Raw genomic sequence first — 20763 nt, 5'->3', positions numbered from 1 at the left:
CTCTACTCTCAAAGCGAAGCTCGCTTCGCGTTCTTTTTGCTAAGCCTAGCTTTGCAAAATCTATTGCTTAACCTCTGTACATACCCTATAATTCGCGCTCCTCGTACCGGCTGAATCAGAGATTGGCTGGTACAAATATTAACCTACTCTTATTTAGGAGAGAATTATGTCTCTGAATGCAGAAACTAAAGCAGCAATCGTTGCAGATTACGCACGTGGCGAAGGCGACACTGGTTCACCAGAAGTACAAGTAGCACTACTAACTGCTTCTATCAACCACCTACAAGGTCACTTCAAAGCTCACAAAGGCGATCACCACAGCCGTCGTGGTCTACTACGCATGGTTTCTCGCCGTCGTAAGCTTCTAGACTACCTAAAAGGTAAAGATCTAGGTCGTTACCAAGACCTAATCGCTCGTCTAGGTCTACGTCGCTAATAAGCGACTGCTTAGCAGTTTGTCAGAAAAGGGGCTATATGCCCCTTTTTTGTTGGCTAAATTTAGCCAAACTCAACGAATGCCGTTATACTACGCACGGCGAAATCTCGTTTCGGGATTTTCTCGATAGCTCATTGCATTACAGTCAACCACGTCGACCAAAAGGTCGCGACTATTAAAAGGGAACTTACAGCAGTTTCTTTTCACTAGTCGCGATTCGTAATGCCTTGGGAAATAACTTACATACTCTGAGCTTTGCTTAGAAACAAGGATTAACAATGTTCGAAAAACCAGTTGTTAAAACGTTCCAGTACGGTAACCACACGGTTACTCTAGAAACTGGCGTAATTGCACGTCAAGCGACGGCAGCTGTTATGGTTACTATGGACGATACTGCGGTATTCGTATCTGTAGTAGGTAAAAAAGAAGCGGTAGAAGGTCAAGATTTCTTCCCACTAACTGTAAACTACCAAGAGCGTACTTACGCAGCAGGTAAAATTCCAGGTGGTTTCTTCAAGCGTGAAGGTCGTCCTTCTGAAGGTGAAACACTGACTGCTCGTCTAATCGACCGTCCAATTCGCCCTCTATTCCCAGATGCATTCAAAAATGAAGTTCAGGTTATTGCGACAGTAATGTCTGTAAACCCTAACGTTCAACCAGATATCCCAACAATGATTGGTACATCTGCAGCGCTTGCTATCTCTGGTATTCCGTTCAACGGTCCTATCGGTGCAGCACGTGTTGGTCATATCGACGGCCAACTAGTTCTTAACCCAAGCAACACTGAGCTAGAAACTTCTAAGCTAGACCTAGTTGTAGCGGGTACTGAATCTGCAGTACTAATGGTTGAGTCAGAAGCTGACAACCTAACTGAAGAAGAAATGCTATCAGCAGTAGTGTTTGGTCACGATCAACAGCAAGCTGTTATCAAAGCAATCAACGAATTCAAAGCTGAAGTTGCGACTCCTGCTTGGAACTGGGTTGCTCCTGAAGAGAACACTGCGCTTGTAAACAAGATTGCTGAACTAGCAGAAGCTAAACTTGTTGAAGCTTACCAAATCACAGAGAAGATGGCTCGTTACGACCGCATCCACGAGATCGCTGGTGAAGTAAACGAAGTGCTACTTGCTGAAGATCCAGAAGCGAACACCAAAGAAATCCACACTATCTTCCACGACCTAGAGAAGACAGTGGTACGTCGCAGCATCATTGCTGGTAACCCTCGTATCGATGGTCGTGAAAAAGACATGGTTCGTGCGCTAGACGTACGTACTGGTGTTCTTCCACGTACTCACGGTTCATCACTATTTACTCGTGGTGAAACTCAGGCTCTAGTTACTGCGACTCTTGGTACGCAGCGCGATGCTCAAATCATCGACGAGCTAACTGGTGAGCGTAAAGACCACTTCCTACTACACTACAACTTCCCTCCATACTGTGTAGGCGAAACTGGTTTTGTAGGTTCTCCTAAGCGTCGTGAAATTGGTCACGGTAAACTTGCTAAGCGTGGTATTGCTGCAGTAATGCCATCTGTAGATGAGTTCCCATACACAGTACGTGTAGTATCAGAAATCACTGAATCTAACGGTTCTTCTTCAATGGCTTCTGTATGTGGTACTTCTCTAGCACTTATGGATGCGGGTGTGCCAATCAAAGCGTCTGTTGCAGGTATCGCAATGGGTCTAGTGAAAGAAGGCGACGACTTCGTTGTTCTTTCTGACATCCTTGGTGACGAAGACCACCTAGGTGACATGGACTTTAAAGTAGCAGGTACTAACACTGGTATCACTGCACTGCAAATGGACATCAAGATCGAAGGTATCACTAAAGAGATCATGCAAATTGCTCTTAACCAAGCGCAAGGTGCACGTAAGCACATCCTATCTGTAATGGATGAAGCTATCTCTGGTGCTCGTGAAGATATCTCTGAGTTCGCTCCGCGTATTCACACAATGAAGATCAGCGCTGAGAAGATCAAAGACGTTATCGGTAAAGGTGGTGCAGTTATCCGTGCTCTAACTGAAGAGACTGGTACAACTATCGAAATCGAAGATGATGGCACAATCAAGATCGCAGCAACTGAAGGTGCAGCGGCGCAAGAAGCTATCCGTCGTATCGAAGAGATCACTGCTGAAGTTGAAGTAGGTCGCATCTACACTGGTAAAGTTGCTCGTCTAGCTGACTTTGGTGCATTCGTTACTGTACTGCCAGGTAAAGATGGTCTAGTACACATTTCTCAAATCTCTGAGAAGCGTGTAGAGAAAGTCTCTGACTACCTAACTGAAGGCCAAGAAGTTCAAGTTAAAGTACTTGAGATTGACCGTCAGGGCCGTGTTCGTCTAAGCATGAAAGAAGCGGTTGAAAAGCCAGCAGAAGAAGCGGATAAGCCAGCGGCTGACGCTGAGTAATCTGGTATCTTAATTAGCCTAGTCGGCTAAAAGCATGCTATAAAGGGGGCTGTGAGCTCCCTTTTTTTATGCCGAGGAAACGGATTCTCAGTATAGAAATAACCAGTTATCCGTTGAGTTTGATGGTGTTTAAAATCGAACTAGACGTGAGACTCTTAGGGTATAGACTCATAATAAGTAGTTAATAGGAGTATTTGTTCGTGAAATGGTTTCAAACCGTAACGCTGAGTTTAAGCATGTTGATCGCCACTGGATGTGCCTCAACAGCGGATAAACAAAAGTGGTTTTATCCACCGATGGCTGTGCCGCTACAAGCGAGCATGCAGCAAGAAGTGCAAATTGCGCGTTTGTCTCAATTACTCCTTCGCTCTAACCTTTCTGATGAACTTCGTGCAAAGATGTTGTTTGAACGAGGCAACTACTATGACAGTGTTGGTCTGCGTGATTTGGCGCGCTTAGACTACACTCAGTCGTTGCAAATCAATCCAGCTCAATCGGAACTCTTTAACCTCCTTGGGGTTTATTACACTCAAGTTGGCGAGTTTGATGCCGCATATGAGGCGTTTGACTCAACCATTGATCTCGATCCTGACAATTCCTATGCGGTACGTAACCGAGCCATCGCGCTTTACTATGGTGATCGAATTGATCTTGCATTAGAAGATATTGAAGCCCACTACGCTGAAGATCCCAGTGATCCATTCCGAGCTTTGTGGGTGTATCTGATTAAACTAGAGAAAGATCCGCAAGCGGCACGGGAAGAGTTGCTACGACTCTATCAAGCTCGGGATAACCAATGGGGCTGGGTCTTGGTTGCGCTGTCTCTGGGAGAAGTGTCAGAAGAGCAGACTTTCAAAGCCGTGTTCGCTGGGACTCGCGATAACACTGTGCTGGCTCAACGTTTAACTGAGGCTTATTTCTACTTAGGTAAGCGCTATCAGTATGAGGGTGATTTTGCCAGCGCCATTTCTATGTATAAGTTGGCGATTTCATTCAATGTTTATGAGTACGTTGAGCATCGCTATTCTTTCTTAGAACTCACGCGCATCTTTAAGGAAGTGAAAGCTGAGCAGTTGGCAAAAGCAAAACTTGAACCTGCCCAGTAAGTATTTTTAATCACGACCAAAACGCATTAAACCACCTTCGGGTGGTTTTTTTGATTGCATGGTGAGCGGAAAATACTAAAATAGTTAGCCTGACTAACTAATAGAATTATCGTATGCATTTAGAAGAGAGCTTAATGGACTTGGAGCGCTTTTGTTCCAAGGCTTGGCGACAACATGGCAACGATGACCCTATGTGTCAATTGAGCTTTAATGAGTTCGATTATTTGAAAGTGATAGAACAGTATCCTGAAGGGGTTCGAATTACAGATCTTGCTCAGGAGCTCTATGTAACGAAACCTTCCGCTTCCACTATGGTCAGCCGTTTGGCAAAGAAAAACCTAGTACGAACGATTGCATGCCGTGAAGATGCGCGAGCAAAACGTGTGGTACTCACTGATTGGGTGATAAAAAACATGTCGTTCGAGCGAGTGGTGTATCAGCAAATTGCCTCCGACTTAAACGCACAGTTAAGTGAGGAGGAAGCGATGAAGTTGGTTGAGTTACTTAATAAAGCACTAAAAAAATAATATTTTATCCATTTGGTTAGCATGGCTAACTAATGCCTTTGGCATTTTTACTTGGTGAGAAGATGCAAGTATCAATTTATAAACAGTTTTGGCGTTATGCGATTCCGACAGTTGCGGCTATGTTGGTCAATGGTCTCTATCAAGTGGTCGATGGGATCTTTATTGGCCGTTATGTTGGTGCTGATGGTTTGGCGGGGATTAATGTCGCTTGGCCTGTGATTGGCTCCATTCTTGGGATGGGTATGTTGGTCGGGGTCGGGACAGGCGCGCTCGCCTCAATCAAGCAAGGAGAGGGTAATCAATCCGGAGCAAGAACGACTTTGGCAACTGGCTTGTTGCTGTTACTTGCGATGGCACCAGTGGTATCTTTTGTTCTTTATATGTTTGCCGATAGCTTTTTGTTGTGGCAAGGCGCGCAAGGGCGGGTATTAGAGTTAGGCTCACAATATCTTCATATTTTGATATTTGCATGTGTGTTCTCTTTAGGCTCAATTGCGGCTCCTTTCTTGCTGCGCAATGATGATAGCCCAAACTTGGCGACGCTGCTGATGGTCATTGGCGCGGTGATCAATATTGTTCTCGACTACCTGTTTATCGCTTATCTCGATTGGGAGCTTGAAGGCGCGGCAATGGCAACCGCAATTGCTCAGATGGTGGTGACGATCTTAGGGGTGGGTTACTTCTTCTCTGATAAAGCGAAGATGCGCCTCCATCTTTCTGATTTACGCATGCAAGTCAGTGAAATTCCGCAGATAGCAGCGATTGGTATTTCAAGTTTCTTTATGTACGCCTATGGCTCAATGATGGTGGCATTGCACAACAGCTTGTTTGCTGAGTATGGTAGTTCAGTACTCATTGGTGCTTACGCGATTTTGGGTTATATCGTGACCGTTTACTACTTAGTGGTTGAGGGTTTTGCTAACGGTATGCAACCTTTGGTGAGCTATAACCATGGTGCGCGCAATCAAGACAATATTCGCAAGCTTCTTGGTGTGGCGATGGGCAGCGCCGTTTTTGGCGGGCTCGCTTTTGTCATTCTGCTTAACTTGTTCCCACGTGAGTTTGTTGCGGTGTTTAACTCGAGTGATACCAACTTGATGGATAATGCCGTGATTGGTATTCGTCTGCATATGTTTGCTATGTTCTTGGACGGCTTCTTGGTGGTGGCTGGCGCTTACTACCAGTCAGTCAATAAAGGCAGCAAAGCAATGTTTGTCACTGTGGGTAACATGGTTATTCAGTTGCCGTTCTTGTTCATAATGCCAAAACTCATGGGGGTTCCGGGTATCTGGATTGCTTATCCATTATCGAATGTGGCATTGAGTCTTGTGGTGGCTTGGATGTTGTGGCGCGATATAAAACGTATGGTTTTACCCATCAATCAGCCATTAAATGCCGCGAGCTAACAGGCAACAAGATGTAAAAAAGCCAACCGGAGAGGTTGGCTTTGTCTTTTCTATATGCTTGATTAAGATTGAATCTCAAGACCCGCTAGGCGGTGCCAGTAGCCATTACATTGGCGGTCAGCAATCTTAATTGGGTTCTCACCCTGCTCATTGGCACGGAAGCGATCAAGCTCAGAGAAAGTATCAAGTCCAAGTGGGCTAAGGCGAACCACATCAACCAACCCCTGCATGCTTGGTAAATCATTGACTAGGTTATAGCAGTAGCCTGATTGAGTCTGAATACCATTGAGGTTAAATACCTCTTGTCCTTCTTGGCTACGTACTTGGATGCCCGTTGGGTACTTGATACAGCAAGTTTCACAGTCATCTTTTGCTCGGTTCTCAGCGCGTGCTGTAAAGCAGCGAGCGGAGTAAGCCAGTGGTAGGTAGCCATGGCTGAACACTTCCACTTCAAACTTATTGCGAATACCAAGCTCTTCACATTGCTGCATAACATTACTAAGCCATTCACGAGAAAGCTCGACTGGCATACACCAACGCACCATACCTTGTTTAAGGAACAGGTTTAGTGTGTGTGCATTGTAAGTATTGATCGCTGGACCGACGACAAAAGGCACTTTGTGCTCAGATGCTATCTGTACGCCAGAGACGTCATTTGCTTCGATAGTGAAGTCGCCGTTGTCGATATACTTTTTCATGATGTTGACTTCACTTGGCGCTTCAAGCAAAGCCATGGTAGACAGTACAACTTGCTTACCAGAGTCGGCTAAGTCCTTCGCAATATCAAACCAATGCGCCGGTTTCATCTCTCGTCGTTTAGAACAGACGGTTTCGCCTAGGTAGATAATATCGGCGGAACTCTGTTTTGCTTGCTGATAGAAGCTTTCAACGTCTTGTTTTGGCCAAAAGTATAGTAGTGGGCCGAGTGCGTATTTCATTTATCTCTTCCTAAACCGTTATTGCCATTTACGATGGTAAGCACCAAGTGTGGTTTGAGTCCCTTCGGACACGTTTGCCAGTGCAGCATCCCAAGCAGCATCAACATGATAAGCGTCAGGGTTGGCTTGGTAACGGTCTATCGCCGCACGCCATGTGCGAGTGACTTGCTCGACATACGCAGGGCTACGTTGACGACCTTCAATTTTGACTGATGCAACGTTGGCGGCAAACAGTTCAGGCAATAGCGATAAGGTGTTTAGACTGGTGGGTTCTTCCAAGGCATGGTAACGCTTGGCTTCACCTTCAATATCTGCCACGAAACGCCCTTTACACAGCGTTGGGTAGCCAGTATTTTCTCCCTCACTATAGCGGTCGATAAGAATGTTATTCAAACGAGTCTCAAGACCTTGAGGGGTTTCTTGCCAGCGCACATATTTTGCTGGTGAACATGCGCCAACGGTATTGGGTGATTCGCCCGTCATGTATGAAGATAGGTAGCAACGACCTTCGGACATGATACATAGGCTACCAAAAGCAAACACTTCCAGTTCAACGTCGCTGGTCATATTACGTGAAAGCTGCTTGACCTGATGGATAGACAACACGCGAGGAAGTACAACGCGTTTAACGTTGAAGTTGCTCTTATAGAAGTCGATTGCTGCAACGTTGGTCGCTGAAGCTTGAACGGAAAGATGCAGTTCTAGCTCTGGATACTTACGTGCTGCGTAATCCAATACCGCAATATCAGCAACGATCAGTGCATCAACGCCCACATCAGCAGCGTGGTCAACGGCATTCGTCCAACGTTCAAAGCCATTCGGGTGCGCAAATGTGTTTAGTGCAACATGGATTTTCTTGTTGTTGTCGTGTACGTACTGTACGGCTTTGTCGAGCTTTTTGCCGGTAAAGTTCAAACCAGCAAAATGGCGAGCATTGGTATCGTCTTTAAAGCCGATGTATACCGCATCAGCACCGCAATCGATAGCGGTTTTTAGAGCAGGCAGGTTACCCGCAGGACATAGGAGTTCCATTGCTAAACAGTTCTATTACGTTTTAATTGCCCGCATTTTATGAAGAATTGTGAACGGCAAACTTGATGTAAGGCAGGTTTCGGTGAGTTAGCCCGCAAAGGATGTTGAATTTTGCGGTGAAAGGTTAAAGGTTGGCGTTTGAGCTAGTTCTTATGTCGACGGTTTTGCACAAACAGTTCTTCAACCTCTTGCTTTGGTTGTGGGCGGAAGAAGTGGAAACCTTGGATTGAGTTACAGTTTAGGTTGGAGAGCAGAGTCGCTTGTTGCTGGGTTTCAACACCTTCGGCAACCACGCTAAGGTTGAGGGATTTACCCAAGTTAATAATGTTTTCAATCACCGTTACCTGTTTAGGTAAGGTGTCGATTTCATTGATAAATGCTCGGTCTATTTTGAGCTCATCGAGTGGGAAACGTGCCAAGTACGCCAGCGAAGAATAACCCGTACCGAAATCATCAATAGAGAGGGCAAACCCCAGTTTTTTGATCGCATTTAGCATTTGCAAGGTATGCTCACTGTCACTCATCACCGCGCTTTCTGTTAGTTCGAACGTAATGCAGTTCGGATCCAGTTCAGTCGTGCGCAACAGCTTCTCCATGTAATCGATTAACTGAGGATTACCAAACTGCTCTGGTGAGAGGTTAATTGCCACGCGTCCAGGAAGAATGCCTTGCAGCTTCCAGCGTTTAACGGTGTTAAACACTTCTCGCATCACTACGCGACCTAGATTTTCAATCAGGCCGGCTTTCTCTGCGACAGGAATAAATGCCCCAGGGCTGATATAACCTTCCACTGGGTGTTTCCAGCGCACCAGTGCTTCCGCGCCATTGATACTAAAATCGCGCGCGTTCACTTTGGGTTGATACCATACCTCAAGGCCATTTTGTTGCAGTGCTTTTTGCAGTTCAATTTCAAGCCACAAGCGCATACGTGCTTCTTTGTTCATCTGATCGTTAAACTTGATCAAACGGTTTCGTCCGCGCTCTTTTGCTTCATACATCGCGGTATCGGCATTCTGCAGTAGAATACGTGCATCGTTACCATCTCCAGGGTAACAAACACTACCAATAGAGCAGGCAAGACGCTTGCTAAAGTGATGCAAATCAAATGGTTGGTTAATGAGAGAAATAATGCGATCAGACAATGACTCTGCCATGCGATTATTTTCTGGCTCAGGTAAGATCAACCCAAACTCGTCCCCTCCTAAATGCCCAAGTACCGCTTGCTGCGGCAGTAGACGCTTAAGACGTGACGACACCTCTTTAATCACCTTATCACCAATATGATGACCTAAAGAGTCGTTGATGTTTTTAAAGTTATCGATATCCAGATACAGCATGATCAAAGGCGTATCATTTTTGACCATTTGCTCCAAGCGTTTGGTAAAACCAAAACGGTTGTATAGCCCAGTAAGGCTATCAATATGGGCATCTTCGTACTTGTTTTGCGTCAGTTGCTTTGGTGTTTGCTCGGCATCTTGTACCAACACCAGTTGCGACTCTGTGCCCAGAACCATGGTTTTGGCTGATTGCAAAAACACTTTGCGCTCAATGTTACAACGAGGCCCGGTTAAACAGGCTATTGGTGTGTCATGCAACAATACGCCAAGCTTGTTGTTAAAAACCGTTTTACTTTTCTCATCAATAAACAGACGACTTAGCTCTTCACCAAGTAGGTCATGACTTGAATCAAAGCCCAAAATACGCACAGCTGCAGGGTTCGCTGAAATAATGCAGTCATCTTCAACCAATAGCAGACCATCAGGTACTAACTGCGTTAGTGCAGTGAACTTATCTTCTGATTCTTGCAATGAACGCACCAGCAGTTGTTTCTCCGACGTATCCACGGCGTGAAAGGCAATATATTGCACTTTTTCGTCATAGCGGATTGGAGAAAGGGTGCAAGCAAGGCTAGTTTCAATATCGAGATGAAGCAGTGAAACTTCGGTCTCTAAATATTCACCATTAAATGCGAGATCATAATAGGGTTTGAGCTGTTGGTAGAGTTGCTGACCCAAGATTGCATTATCGTTCATGCCAACTAATTCATCGGTACTGAGACCCGAAATTTCGCAATAGCGATCATTCACCATTACGTAGTTGTGTTGGCTGTCGATAATGGCCGAGAAAAAAGGTCCTTTGGCCGTAATTTGCTTAAACCAATGCTGAAGTTGTTGCGGTGGCATTAAAAGGGTACCAATTCTCCAAAGATAGAAACGAAGCGCGAGAATGTTATTGTAGCTGTAGCTCTAATATAGCCTTGTTCTCAAAGAGATGAAAGAGTTACAGCCATGTGGTCATTTATTGATGCACAACAGGTCTCGCTTTGACTTGTTCCATTATCATCCTGACATCATTTACAAAGTAACGGATAACCCGCGTGATTAACAAGATTCGCACTCAATTAGTTCAAAATGCAGCATCAATTTTGCGATCTCCAGTCCACTTATTGCCGCAATCTGTTCAAAAAAAAGCCTTATTAGACGGGCTAAAACTAGTGTTCAAAGAAGCTTTAGAAGATGGTGATTTTGAATTTCTAGAAGATAAGTGGCTGAAAGTAGAAGTTAAGGACATGAAACTAGCTTGGTATATCAGCTACCAAGATGAACAAATTGTAGTGGCGGATAAGCCGGTAGATGAAGATGTTTCTTTCAGTGGCAACTTAAACGACTTAGTGTTGATTGCCGGTCGTAAAGAAGATCCAGATACACTGTTCTTCCAACGACGCCTTTCAATAGAAGGGGATACAGAGCTTGGTTTGGAAGTGAAAAACTTAATGGATAGTGTCGATTTAGAGTTATTACCAAAACCGTTGCAAGTTTTATTGAATCAACTGGCTGACTTCGTGCATAAAGGCGTACAATCGCCAGTAATGCAAAAAGAGGTAGCACATGCTTATACGAACTGAAGCGCCAGCGGATATTCTGGTTATCGATCGCTTACTCAAACAAACCTTTGAGACAGAAGCGGAAGCGAACTTGGTGATGGCACTGAGAGAGAATGGTAAGTTAACGCTCTCGCTGGTGGCTTGTAATGATGACGGTGAAGTTGTTGGGCACGCAATGTTCAGCCCAGTAACACTGGAAGGTGAAGACCTCAATTGGCAAGGTTTAGCACCTGTCGCCGTACGTCAAGATGTTCGCAACCAAGGCATTGCTGAGCGCATGATTCGTGAAGGTTTAGAATCTTTACGTGATTTCGGTTATCCAGCATGTGTAGTACTGGGTGACCCTGCTTATTACGCGCGCTTTGGTTTTGCCGCGGCAGAGCAACATCATTTTCATTGCCAGTGGGAAGTGCCAACAGGCGCATTTCAAGTGTTGGCCATTGCTGAAAATGAATTTGCTGAGCGTAGCGGTTTAATCGAGTATAGCCCTGAGTTTTCCGCTTTGTAGTTAGCGATTGGCAGTGAAAAGGGGCTTTAGCCCCTTTTTTGTTATCGCCAGAACTGTGATAGCATTGGCGACCAATTTTTTGAGAACAGTAGTCATGCGAAACGAACCGATGGCATATTTATCTGAGATGGGTATCGACCAGTATCAGTTAATACATCCCCAGCGTCTTTCTGGTTACCAAGCGGTAAGTATTACGTTGCCGTCTGATTGTAAATTGCTGTTGGTTTCAGCGGTTTTGCCTCAAGGCGATCAAGCTGAGTTTCTCGATCGTGTGTTGAAAAGCATGCAGTTAACACTGGCGCAAGTGCGCCATATCTATCCCCACCAATTACCTCAACTTGAGCAACCTGTTGAATGGGTATGGTTTGCTGGATGCGCCAGCACCGAGTTACCTAGTAAAGTGCTCAATACACCACTGTTGAGTGATATTGATGGCAACAACGCCGAGCGTAAAGCGCTGTGGCAACAGATCTGTTCATACTCCTAACTAATTATGACATTACAATTGACCACGCTTGCTACGGAACATCTTGACGATGTTTGGGCAATAGAGCTGCAAGCTCACAGCCACCCATGGGCGGAATCGATGATTCGTGACCTATCTAGTCGCGGTGCATGCCACCATGTGTTACTCGATAATGAGCAAGTGGTGGGCTACTTTTATGCCCAGAATATCGTTGGTGAAGTGACGTTACTGAATATCGCGATAGCCCCTTCGCAGCAGGGAAAAGGGTTTGGCAAAAAGCTGTTAGAACACTTTATAGAAATGTGTGAGAACGCCCAAGCAGAGAGTGCATGGCTAGAGGTTCGCGAGAGTAATCATAAAGCATTTTCACTTTATGAATCTGCGGGTTTTAATGAAGTGGATCGCCGCAGAAATTACTACCCAACCGCGAATGGTAACGAAGACGCGATTATCATGAGTTATTTATTCCTTTTCTGATTTGCTCCACAAAGGAATATAAGCGAAAATACCGCGCAAAATTGAATCGAATCCCGTTTGTTTAGAGTTTTAAACAAGCATCCAGACAGAAAAGAAGACCAGTTTCATGTCAAATACACCATTTATTGGCGAAGTGTCTAAGCGTAGAACATTCGCTATTATCTCGCACCCGGATGCGGGTAAAACCACAATTACAGAGAAAGTTCTGTTATTCGGAAACGCGATCCAGAAAGCGGGTACAGTTAAAGGTCGTGGTTCTAACCAACACGCGAAATCTGACTGGATGGAGATGGAAAAAGAGCGTGGTATCTCGGTAACTACGTCTGTGATGCAGTTCCCTTACAATAACTGCCTAGTTAACCTTCTCGATACTCCGGGACACGAAGACTTCTCGGAAGATACATACCGTACGCTAACAGCGGTAGACTCATGTCTAATGGTTATCGACGCGGCGAAAGGTGTTGAGGATCGTACGCGTAAATTGATGGAAGTAACCCGTCTGCGTGATACGCCAATCGTAACCTTTATGAACAAACTTGACCGTGACGTTCGCGATCCAATGGAAGTGTTGGACGAGGTAGAAAACGAATTGGGTATGATGTGTGCGCCAATCACATGGCCAATTGGTTGTGGTAAAGAGTTTAAAGGTGTCTACCACATTCACCGTGATGAGACGATTCTGTATGAATCAGGCCACGGTCATGAGATTCAAGAAGTACGTATCATCAAAGGTCTCGATAACCCAGAGCTAGATGACAAAGTAGGTGCCGATCTCGCGGCAAGCGTACGTGAAGAACTAGAGTTGGTTATGGGTGCATGCCCTGAGTTTGATCAAGACCTATTCCTAACTGGCGAATTGACACCGGTGTACTTCGGTACTGCACTAGGTAACTTTGGTGTTGACCACATGCTAGATGGTTTGACTGAATGGGCTCCAATGCCAAAAACACGTCAAGCAGTCGAGCGTGATGTTGAAGCAACGGAAGATAAGTTCTCTGGCTTCGTATTTAAGATCCAAGCAAACATGGATCCAAAACACCGTGACCGTATCGCATTCATGCGAATCGTATCTGGTACTTACACACAAGGTATGAAGATGAACCACGTTCGTCTTGGTAAACAAGTCAGTATCTCAGATGCGGTTACATTTATGGCCGGTGATCGTTCTCGTGCAGAGCATGCGTATGCTGGTGACATTATCGGTCTACACAACCACGGTACGATCCAGATTGGTGATACCTTCACTCAAGGTGAGGCGTTGAAGTTCTCTGGCATTCCAAACTTTGCTCCAGAACTGTTCCGTCGTATTCGCCTAAAAGATCCATTGAAGCAGAAGCAACTACTGAAAGGCCTAGTTCAGCTTTCTGAAGAAGGTGCAGTACAGGTATTTCGTCCACTGCAAAACAACGACCTTATCGTTGGTGCGGTTGGTGTGCTTCAGTTTGACGTGGTTGTGGCTCGCTTGAAGTCAGAATACAACGTTGAAGCAATCTACGAAGGTGTGAACGTAGCGACAGCACGTTGGGTAGAGTGCGAAGACGGCAAGAAGTTGGATGAGTTCCAACGTAAGAACCAAGCAAACCTAGCGCTAGATGGTGGTGATAACCTAACGTACATCGCGCCAACGATGGTGAACTTGAATTTAGCGCAAGAGCGTCATCCAGATATTCAGTTCCGCGCGACTCGCGAACACTAATATTCTTCGTATTTGGTGTGATAACTGCGTTGACTGCGTTAATTCACACCAATCACATAGTTGACTATGCTCATGGCGATGAATGAACTTGTCGCCTTGTTCTAACACCAACTACTTTGAATATTGATGGATACAAAAATACCGCCCTTGAGGCGGTATTTTTATATCTAGAGATGAGAGTTGAGAGCGTATTGCTTGAGCAATATTTTGAGAGTCGTTTGGCTCAAGGCTGATGTTTTCACATCAGCCTTTCTATTATCTCACTTCTTAAAGCGCAGCGTTCTCAATTACTTCTTCTTTGAAGTTTTCTTTTTCACTTTCGCTTTGGTTGCCGACTTTTTCTTGTCGTCTTTTTTCTTTTTCTTAAACACTGGCTTTTTGTGTGCTGGGCGCATCTCTTTGATAAAGCGCTCTTTGATGTCTTCTTTTACGTAACGAGCTACGCGATCCATCATTTGTTGATCGTGCGCTTCAACGATTGAAATCGCAGAGCCTTTCTTACCCGCACGTGCAGTTCGGCCGATACGGTGTAGGTACACGTCAGCACTGCGTGGCATATCGTAGTTAATTACGTGGCTAACGTCTGGTAAGTCGATACCGCGCGCTGCGACATCAGTCGCTAGCAGTACGTTTACCGTGCCATCACGAAAGCGTGCGATTGCGTTGTTACGACGATCCTGAGGCATTTCACCTTGAATCCATGCACAAGGGATTTGCGCTTTTTCTAGTTCAGTGCGCAGTTCCGCTAGGCGCTCACGAGTTTTCAAAAACACGATAGAGCGTTCAGCTTGCTCGGTGATGATTTTTTTCAGTAACGCCAGTTTGTGCTCAGCGTTGTCCGCACGGTGATACCACTGAGTGATCTTTTTACGTTCACTGCGAGAAGGTTCTGCATCTATTTCTGCCGGATCTTTCAGTAGATCAGCGGTAAAGCCTTCAACCCCTTTACCCTCAAGCGTTGCTGAGAATAGTAGAGTTTGTTTACGCCAGCGGCATTCTTGAGATAGGCGGTCAACCGTTGGACCAAAGCCCATATCAAGCATACGGTCCGCCTCGTCAAGAATCAGCCATTCAATCGCACGACAATCGAAACGTTCGGCTTGAATATACTCCATTAGTCGCCCAGGAGTCGCCACGACGATATCTTGAGTGGTCGCTAAGATATCAGCATGTTCTTGGTACTGCACACCACCGGTGATAGTAAAGATATTCAGTTTGGTGTTCTTTGCTAGCGCGCGAGCTTGATCCGCGACTTGCATCGCCAACTCACGAGTCGGAGTTAAGATCAACACACGTGCAGGCCCTGGTTTACGGCGAGGAAAGTCTTGCAGATATTGCAGTGCTGGCAAGACAAAAGCTGCAGTTTTCCCTGTTCCCGTTGGTGCTGATGCTAGAATATCTCGGCCATCTAGAGCTTGAGGGATCGCTTGCGCCTGTACTTGAGTTGGACGTTTGAAGCCCATTTCTTCGATGGCACTAAGCAGGTTTGGATCTAAATCGAGTTCTGCAAAATTTTTGATCACAGTGAGTTCTCCACAAGCCTTTCGGCGAGATTGACAATAGATGAGAGGCAGACAAATTACCTAGCCTTACCGGGCTAAGTCAAAAATTAGACCGCATAGTATAATTGCATTGGTGATTAGGATCACACCTTATTTCTACATCTTTAAATAAAAGTCTTTAGTTAAGGCGACAAACTCATCGCTGTAGCCATTTTTGTTACGGATCGTTAGATGTTCAACTTGGCATTGGTCGCCTTGTTGGGCTAGTTCAATAAGTAAACGATTCTCGGCTTTGTTATCTGTTGGCTTTACTCGGCAAAGGCGCGTTAGGCTCCAGCCTTGTTTTTGAGCGAGCTCAATAAATGCTTCGCCCTCAACGACAGGCAGAATAAAGTTCGCTCGCCCTTGTGGATGAAGTAATGTCTTACAACGTGCCAGTAGAGCTTGATGGCTGAGGCTTCCTGTATGCCGAGCGGTCGCTCGTTGCTGAGACTGAGATTGCTCGCCATTGTTAAAGTAAGGTGGATTACAAATAACCGCATCAAATGGTTCGGGGTAAGTCATTGTATTGATATCACCAAGTTCAACGCGTATTTGCTCAGACCAAGGTGAGTGTGTCACGTTGAGTTGAGCAGTCACCGCAGCACTCTCCTCGATATCGACCGCCCAGATGTCGGCAGATGGTTGGCGTTGGGCGCACATCAGCGCAAGTAGCCCAGTGCCCGTACCAATATCAAGGATTCGATGCATTCCTTCAAGGTCGCTCCATGCGCCCAACAAAACGCCATCGGTACTGACTGGCATGCCACATTCCCCACCATCAATAGTGAACTGCTTGAAACGAAATCCTTTGGTTTTATGAAATGTCTTGCTCATTAAATATCCGGCGTTACTTTATAAATAGAGTGATTATCACTAATGTAGATAAGTTGTATAATATTATGCTCTACATTTGCATGATGTTGTTAACGAAATTATTAGCTGTAAATTCCACTGTATTTTAATTTTTTGGTGTAACAAACTGCTTTTTGGCTTGTGAACTAAATTTATATGGTGTTTTTCGCTTTAGTGTTGCGAATAGATGAGTATTTGGTCATTATTCGGAACTATATTAAATAGTTCAGAGCGTGATCTTACGCATTTGAGCAGACACAACATCCATCATCATCAGTAAAGGTAATTCTGTGAAGCAGTCCTTAAAATTATCAGATATTACAGCGTTAGGCTTTATGCTTTTCGCCTTCTTTTTAGGTGCAGGTAACATCATTTTCCCACCATTAGCAGGTCAACTAGCAGGTGAAAATGTATTACCAGCCATGTTTGGCTTTTTGTTGACAGCGGTAGGCCTCCCTCTTGTGACCATTATCGCTATTGCTGTCGCAGGTGGTTCGTGGCAAAAGCTTACCAAAGACTTACCAGTGAAAGCGGCAACGGTGATGGCGGTTTTGATTTTTATCATTATCGGCCCGGCATTTGCGGCCCCTCGTACTGGTTTGGTTGCGTACGAAATGGCGGTTAAGCCATTCTTTGCTCATGCAGAGCAACTTCACCTAACAATTTTCTCTATCGCTTTCTTTGCTATTGCTATGTTCTTCTCATGGTCACAAGGCAAACTGATTGATGTGATTGGTAAAGTGTTAACACCAGTGCTGTTTATTGGTTTGATCGTGCTGGCTACTGCGGTATTTTTCTTTCCGCAAGGCGAGATTATCGCAGCGCAAGGTGAGTACTTAACGCACCCGCTTCAGAAAGGCTTCCTTGAAGGTTACAACACCATGGATACCTTTGGCTCGCTAATGTTTGGTGTACTGATTGTTGATGCACTGCGTGGTAAGGGTATTACCGAGCACAAGCCAACGGCTAAGTATCTGACTTATGCAGGTCTAATTGCTGCGGTTGGCCTGGCGTTTGTTTATGTGTCGCTATTTTACTTAGGTGCAACGAGCTCTTCGATTGCAGCGGGCGCAGACAATGGCGGTGTGATCCTAAGTCAGTATGTACAAGCACTGTTTGGCTCATATGGTCAGATTGTTCTTACTGTCATTGTACTTCTAGCGTGTTTAACGACGGCTATCGGCTTGATCTCTGCGTGTTCTGACTACTTCAGTTCACTAACAAAAATTACTTACAAGCAGTGGGTAATTATCAACGGTGTGGCTTGTGCATTCGTCGCTAACGTTGGTTTAGCTCAGTTGATTGCGCTTTCAGTACCAGTGTTATTTGCGCTTTACCCTGTAGCCATTGCATTAGTTGTGTTGACGTTCCTGCGCAGCAAACTGCCTAACCCACGTCTTGCTTATCGCGCAGTTCTATTGGTTTCGTTGGTGTTTGCGTTGATTGATGCGGTGAAAGTCGCTGGTGTCGATGTCTCTGTATTCAATGCTTTGCCATTGTTTGATATGGGAATGGGTTGGTTACTGCCTACCTTTGCTGCGATGGTTTGCATGTTCTTTGTTGGCCGTTCAAACCAACCAAGCTTGATTGAAGATGCGGCGTAGTTCAGTCTAAAATATTATTCATCATCCCCCGTAGTACATAGTATTGCGGGGGATTTTTATATCTACAGCCACCGCCTTGAGCGAGAAAAAAATTCCTGTATCTCCGTCACACTTTTCAGTACAATTCTCCGGTTAAATTCTACTCATAAATATTGAGCAAGCATGTTTGAAATTAATCCAATTAAAAACCGTCTACAGGATGTGTCTTCGCGCACTACAGTCCTGAGGGGGTATCTTTGACTATGACGCTAAACAAGAGCGTCTAGAAGAAGTCAACGCAGAACTCGAGCAACCAGATGTATGGAATGAACCTGAGCGTGCACAAGCGCTAGGCAAAGAGCGTGCATCACTAGAAGCGGTTGTGGAAACTATCGACCAACTAGAACAAGGTGTAGAAGACGTTGAAGGTCTTTTAGAGCTTGCGGTCGAAGAAGAAGACCAAGAAACATTTGATGAAATTGAACCTGAGTTAGCGGAGCTAGAAGACAAACTGGCTAAGCTTGAGTTCCGTCGTATGTTCTCTGGTGACCATGATGCATCTGATTGCTATATCGACTTACAAGCTGGTTCTGGCGGTACAGAAGCGCAAGACTGGACCAATATGTTACTTCGTATGTACCTACGTTGGGCTGAAGCAAAAGGCTTTAAGACCGAGGTTATCGAAGTTTCTGAAGGTGAAGTCGCGGGTCTGAAAGGCGCGACAGTGAAGATCTCTGGTGAGTATGCTTACGGCTGGTTACGCACTGAAACGGGCGTACATCGCCTAGTTCGTAAATCACCATTTGACTCAAGTGGTCGTCGTCATACTTCTTTCTCATCTGCGTTTGTTTACCCTGAGATTGATGACAACATTGCTATCGATATTAACCCTGCCGATCTGCGTATCGACGTATACCGCGCATCTGGTGCGGGTGGTCAGCACGTTAACACCACCGAATCTGCGGTACGTATTACGCACGTACCTACCAATACGGTAGTGCAGTGTCAGAACGACCGTTCTCAGCATAAGAACAAAGATCAAGCAATGAAGCAGCTACGTGCCAAACTGTTTGAATTAGAGATTCAAAAGCAAAATGCTGAGAAGCAAGCGAACGAAGATGCCAAATCTGACATCGGTTGGGGCAGTCAAATCCGTTCATACGTTCTTGATGACTCTCGTATTAAAGATTTACGTACTGGCGTTGAAAACCGCAATACCCAAGCGGTGCTTGACGGCGACTTAGACAAATTTATTGAAGCTAGCCTGAAATCAGGTCTGTAAGCTTTTCACCGACAAAAAACAGGATACATCGAAAATGACTGATGCTGTTCAAAACGAAAATGTACAAGCACCTTCTGCACAAGAAGAGAATAAGCTAATTGCTGAGCGTCGCGCGAAACTGGATGCGATCCGTCAGAGCTGCAAGGCAAATGGCCACCCAAATGACTTCCGTCGTGATGCACTAGCGGGCGATCTACAAGCTGAGTTCGGTGAAAAGAGCAAAGAAGAGCTAGAAGAGCTTAACCATGTAGTGGCAATTGCTGGTCGTGTTATGGCTAAGCGTGGTCCATTCTTGTTGCTACAAGAGACTTCAGGCAATATTCAAGCTTACGCTGATAAAGCAGTACAAAAAGTACTAAAAGAGCAGTACCACGGCCTAGATATCGGCGATATCATTGGTGTTAAAGGTGCGCTACACAAGTCTGGTAAAGGCGATCTATACGTAAATATGGAAGAGTTCGAGTTGCTGACTAAAGCACTTCGTCCACTGCCAGAGAAATTCCATGGTCTAACTGACCAAGAGATGCGTTACCGTCAACGTTATGTAGATTTGATCGTGAATGAAGATTCACGCAATGCATTCAAAGTGCGTTCTAAGTTGGTGTCAGCAATTCGTCGCTTTATGGAGTCAAAGAGCTTCATGGAAGTCGAAACACCAATGATGCAAGTGATCCCTGGTGGTGCGTCTGCGCGTCCATTTATCACTCACCACAATGCACTAGACCAGCAAATGTTCCTGCGTATCGCTCCAGAGCTATACCTAAAACGTCTTGTTGTTGGTGGTTTTGAGCGTGTATTCGAAATCAACCGTAACTTCCGTAACGAAGGTCTATCTCCTCGTCATAACCCAGAATTCACTATGATCGAATTCTACATGGCTTATGCGGACTACAAAGATCTAATGGATCTTACTGAAGAGATGCTAAGCACTGTGGCTCTAGAAGTGCTAGGTGCAACAGCGATGCCTTACGGCGATCAAATGGTTGAATTTGGTGGTCAATACGCGCGTATGACAATGCTTGAGGCCATCAAGCACTACAACCCAGAACATGAAGCAATCCAAGCACTGACAGAAGAAGGTGTTCAGGATCGTGAGCTTATGGTTTCTATTGCTGAGTCACTAGAAATTTACGTAGAGAAGTTCTGGACTTGTGGTCAGCTTCTTGAAGAGATCTTCGGCGAAACAGCTGAACCTAAACTGATTCAGCCAACGTTTATCACTGGCTACCCAGCAGATATCTCACCACTAGCACGTCGCAGTGATGACAACCCATTCTTCACTGATCGTTTCGAGTTCTTTATCGGTGGTCGCGAAGTGGCGAACGGCTTCTCAGAGCTTAACGATGCAGAAGACCAAGATAACCGCTTTAAAGCACAGGTTGATGCGAAAGACGCGGGTGATGATGAAGCTATGTTCTACGACGCTGACTACATCACTGCGCTAGAGCACGGTCTACCGCCAACAGCTGGTCAAGGTATCGGTATCGATCGCCTAGCGATGCTATTCACTAACACGCATACTATTCGTGACGTGATCCTATTCCCAGCAATGCGACCACAAGCTTAATCATCAAGTAAATAAACTTGAGTTGACTAGCAAAACCACCTTCGGGTGGTT

Annotated in this window: 18 protein-coding genes; 13 read left to right on the top strand and 5 right to left on the bottom strand. The window is 45.3% G+C overall.

Translation table 11 applies throughout. The features are described 5' to 3' along the window. Window positions 1-166: 166 nt before the first annotated feature. From rpsO to GZK95_RS12250, 5 genes are all read left to right on the top strand, one after another. Window positions 167-436 (top strand): 30S ribosomal protein S15, encoded by a 270-nt coding sequence (gene rpsO, locus GZK95_RS12270; protein WP_075651391.1) that lies wholly within the window; start codon window positions 167-169, stop codon window positions 434-436. A 278-nt stretch (window positions 437-714) separates the two neighbouring features. Continuing rightward, on the top strand, window positions 715-2844 hold the full coding sequence (gene pnp / locus GZK95_RS12265; RefSeq protein WP_075712971.1) for a polyribonucleotide nucleotidyltransferase: 2130 nt from the start codon (window positions 715-717) through the stop codon (window positions 2842-2844). A gap of 200 nt (window positions 2845-3044) precedes the next feature. Beyond that, window positions 3045-3950 (top strand): lipoprotein NlpI, encoded by a 906-nt coding sequence (nlpI, locus tag GZK95_RS12260; RefSeq protein WP_075711096.1) that lies wholly within the window; start codon window positions 3045-3047, stop codon window positions 3948-3950. 113 nt (window positions 3951-4063) lie between these two features. Next, the gene (locus GZK95_RS12255; protein ID WP_075712973.1) at window positions 4064-4477 is read left to right on the top strand and encodes a MarR family winged helix-turn-helix transcriptional regulator; all 414 of its coding nucleotides are present in this window, start codon (window positions 4064-4066) and stop codon (window positions 4475-4477) included. 62 nt (window positions 4478-4539) lie between these two features. Continuing rightward, window positions 4540-5883: an MATE family efflux transporter gene (locus GZK95_RS12250; RefSeq protein WP_075712989.1), complete on the top strand. Its 1344-nt coding sequence runs from the start codon at window positions 4540-4542 to the stop codon at window positions 5881-5883. 62 nt (window positions 5884-5945) lie between these two features. Here the strand turns inward: GZK95_RS12250 and GZK95_RS12245 are convergent, their stop codons facing one another. The 3 genes from GZK95_RS12245 to GZK95_RS12235 form a co-directional block, all read right to left on the bottom strand. Then, window positions 5946-6821, bottom strand: coding sequence for a U32 family peptidase (locus tag GZK95_RS12245; protein WP_075711092.1), 876 nt, complete (start codon window positions 6819-6821; stop codon window positions 5946-5948). A gap of 18 nt (window positions 6822-6839) precedes the next feature. Further along, complete coding sequence (gene ubiU, locus GZK95_RS12240; protein WP_075711090.1) at window positions 6840-7853, bottom strand: ubiquinone anaerobic biosynthesis protein UbiU; 1014 nt, start codon at window positions 7851-7853, stop codon at window positions 6840-6842. Between the two features lie 143 nt (window positions 7854-7996). Then, window positions 7997-10036, bottom strand: a complete 2040-nt coding sequence (locus GZK95_RS12235) for a sensor domain-containing protein (RefSeq protein ID WP_075711088.1) — start codon at window positions 10034-10036, stop codon at window positions 7997-7999. A gap of 194 nt (window positions 10037-10230) precedes the next feature. Here GZK95_RS12235 and ubiT point away from each other — a divergent pair, with 194 nt between their 5' ends. From ubiT to prfC, 5 genes are all read left to right on the top strand, one after another. Next, window positions 10231-10758, top strand: a complete 528-nt coding sequence (ubiT, locus tag GZK95_RS12230; protein WP_075712975.1) for a ubiquinone anaerobic biosynthesis accessory factor UbiT — start codon at window positions 10231-10233, stop codon at window positions 10756-10758. Then, window positions 10742-11245, top strand: a complete 504-nt coding sequence (locus GZK95_RS12225) for a GNAT family N-acetyltransferase (protein WP_075711084.1) — start codon at window positions 10742-10744, stop codon at window positions 11243-11245. The genes ubiT and GZK95_RS12225 overlap by 17 nt, the downstream gene beginning before the upstream one ends. A 94-nt stretch (window positions 11246-11339) precedes the next feature. Beyond that, a complete protein-coding gene (locus tag GZK95_RS12220; protein ID WP_075712977.1) occupies window positions 11340-11732 on the top strand; it encodes a DNA polymerase III subunit psi in 393 nt (130 codons plus the stop codon). A 6-nt stretch (window positions 11733-11738) separates the two neighbouring features. Further along, a complete protein-coding gene (rimI, locus tag GZK95_RS12215) occupies window positions 11739-12188 on the top strand; it encodes a ribosomal protein S18-alanine N-acetyltransferase (RefSeq protein WP_075712979.1) in 450 nt (149 codons plus the stop codon). Between the two features lie 106 nt (window positions 12189-12294). Then, on the top strand, window positions 12295-13884 hold the full coding sequence (gene prfC, locus GZK95_RS12210) for a peptide chain release factor 3 (RefSeq protein ID WP_075711078.1): 1590 nt from the start codon (window positions 12295-12297) through the stop codon (window positions 13882-13884). A 287-nt stretch (window positions 13885-14171) separates the two neighbouring features. On the opposite strand, the gene srmB is transcribed toward prfC, so the two are convergent. Together srmB and GZK95_RS12200 are read right to left on the bottom strand one after the other, a co-directional pair. Next, on the bottom strand, window positions 14172-15407 hold the full coding sequence (srmB, locus tag GZK95_RS12205) for an ATP-dependent RNA helicase SrmB (RefSeq protein ID WP_075711077.1): 1236 nt from the start codon (window positions 15405-15407) through the stop codon (window positions 14172-14174). 135 nt (window positions 15408-15542) lie between these two features. After that, a complete protein-coding gene (locus GZK95_RS12200) occupies window positions 15543-16262 on the bottom strand; it encodes a tRNA1(Val) (adenine(37)-N6)-methyltransferase (RefSeq protein ID WP_075712981.1) in 720 nt (239 codons plus the stop codon). 308 nt (window positions 16263-16570) lie between these two features. Here GZK95_RS12200 and brnQ point away from each other — a divergent pair, with 308 nt between their 5' ends. The 3 genes from brnQ to lysS all read left to right on the top strand — a co-directional run bounded on the left by brnQ (window position 16571) and on the right by lysS (window position 20712). After that, window positions 16571-17884, top strand: a complete 1314-nt coding sequence (gene brnQ / locus GZK95_RS12195; protein WP_075711073.1) for a branched-chain amino acid transport system II carrier protein — start codon at window positions 16571-16573, stop codon at window positions 17882-17884. A 162-nt stretch (window positions 17885-18046) separates the two neighbouring features. Further along, a protein-coding gene (gene prfB, locus GZK95_RS12190) for a peptide chain release factor 2 (RefSeq protein ID WP_139312680.1) occupies window positions 18047-19145 on the top strand; the annotation gives its coding sequence in 2 pieces (ribosomal slippage) (window positions 18047-18121 and window positions 18123-19145; 1098 coding nt in all). Between the two features lie 34 nt (window positions 19146-19179). Beyond that, window positions 19180-20712 (top strand): lysine--tRNA ligase, encoded by a 1533-nt coding sequence (gene lysS, locus GZK95_RS12185; RefSeq protein ID WP_075716252.1) that lies wholly within the window; start codon window positions 19180-19182, stop codon window positions 20710-20712. The last annotated feature ends 51 nt before the right edge of the window (window positions 20713-20763 follow it).

This window comes from Vibrio panuliri, from assembly GCF_009938205.1.
GTDB classification, from domain to species: Bacteria; Pseudomonadota; Gammaproteobacteria; order Enterobacterales; family Vibrionaceae; genus Vibrio; species Vibrio panuliri.
Note: the sequence above shows the minus strand (reverse complement) of the source record. Positions and strands in the feature narration are given on the sequence as shown.

What these genes read in the sequence shown, in the direction of transcription:
- GZK95_RS12225 (WP_075711084.1), top strand. Translation starts at nt 10,742, where the DNA reads ATGCTTATACGAACTGAAGCGCCAGCGGATATTCTGGTTATCGATCGC.
- GZK95_RS12235 (WP_075711088.1), bottom strand. Translation starts at nt 10,036, where the DNA reads ATGCCACCGCAACAACTTCAGCATTGGTTTAAGCAAATTACGGCCAAA.
- rpsO (WP_075651391.1), top strand. Translation starts at nt 167, where the DNA reads ATGTCTCTGAATGCAGAAACTAAAGCAGCAATCGTTGCAGATTACGCA.
- ubiU (WP_075711090.1), bottom strand. Translation starts at nt 7,853, where the DNA reads ATGGAACTCCTATGTCCTGCGGGTAACCTGCCTGCTCTAAAAACCGCT.
- prfC (WP_075711078.1), top strand. Translation starts at nt 12,295, where the DNA reads ATGTCAAATACACCATTTATTGGCGAAGTGTCTAAGCGTAGAACATTC.
- GZK95_RS12250 (WP_075712989.1), top strand. Translation starts at nt 4,540, where the DNA reads ATGCAAGTATCAATTTATAAACAGTTTTGGCGTTATGCGATTCCGACA.
- rimI (WP_075712979.1), top strand. Translation starts at nt 11,739, where the DNA reads ATGACATTACAATTGACCACGCTTGCTACGGAACATCTTGACGATGTT.
- pnp (WP_075712971.1), top strand. Translation starts at nt 715, where the DNA reads ATGTTCGAAAAACCAGTTGTTAAAACGTTCCAGTACGGTAACCACACG.
- GZK95_RS12245 (WP_075711092.1), bottom strand. Translation starts at nt 6,821, where the DNA reads ATGAAATACGCACTCGGCCCACTACTATACTTTTGGCCAAAACAAGAC.
- GZK95_RS12255 (WP_075712973.1), top strand. Translation starts at nt 4,064, where the DNA reads ATGCATTTAGAAGAGAGCTTAATGGACTTGGAGCGCTTTTGTTCCAAG.
- lysS (WP_075716252.1), top strand. Translation starts at nt 19,180, where the DNA reads ATGACTGATGCTGTTCAAAACGAAAATGTACAAGCACCTTCTGCACAA.
- GZK95_RS12200 (WP_075712981.1), bottom strand. Translation starts at nt 16,262, where the DNA reads ATGAGCAAGACATTTCATAAAACCAAAGGATTTCGTTTCAAGCAGTTC.
- GZK95_RS12220 (WP_075712977.1), top strand. Translation starts at nt 11,340, where the DNA reads ATGCGAAACGAACCGATGGCATATTTATCTGAGATGGGTATCGACCAG.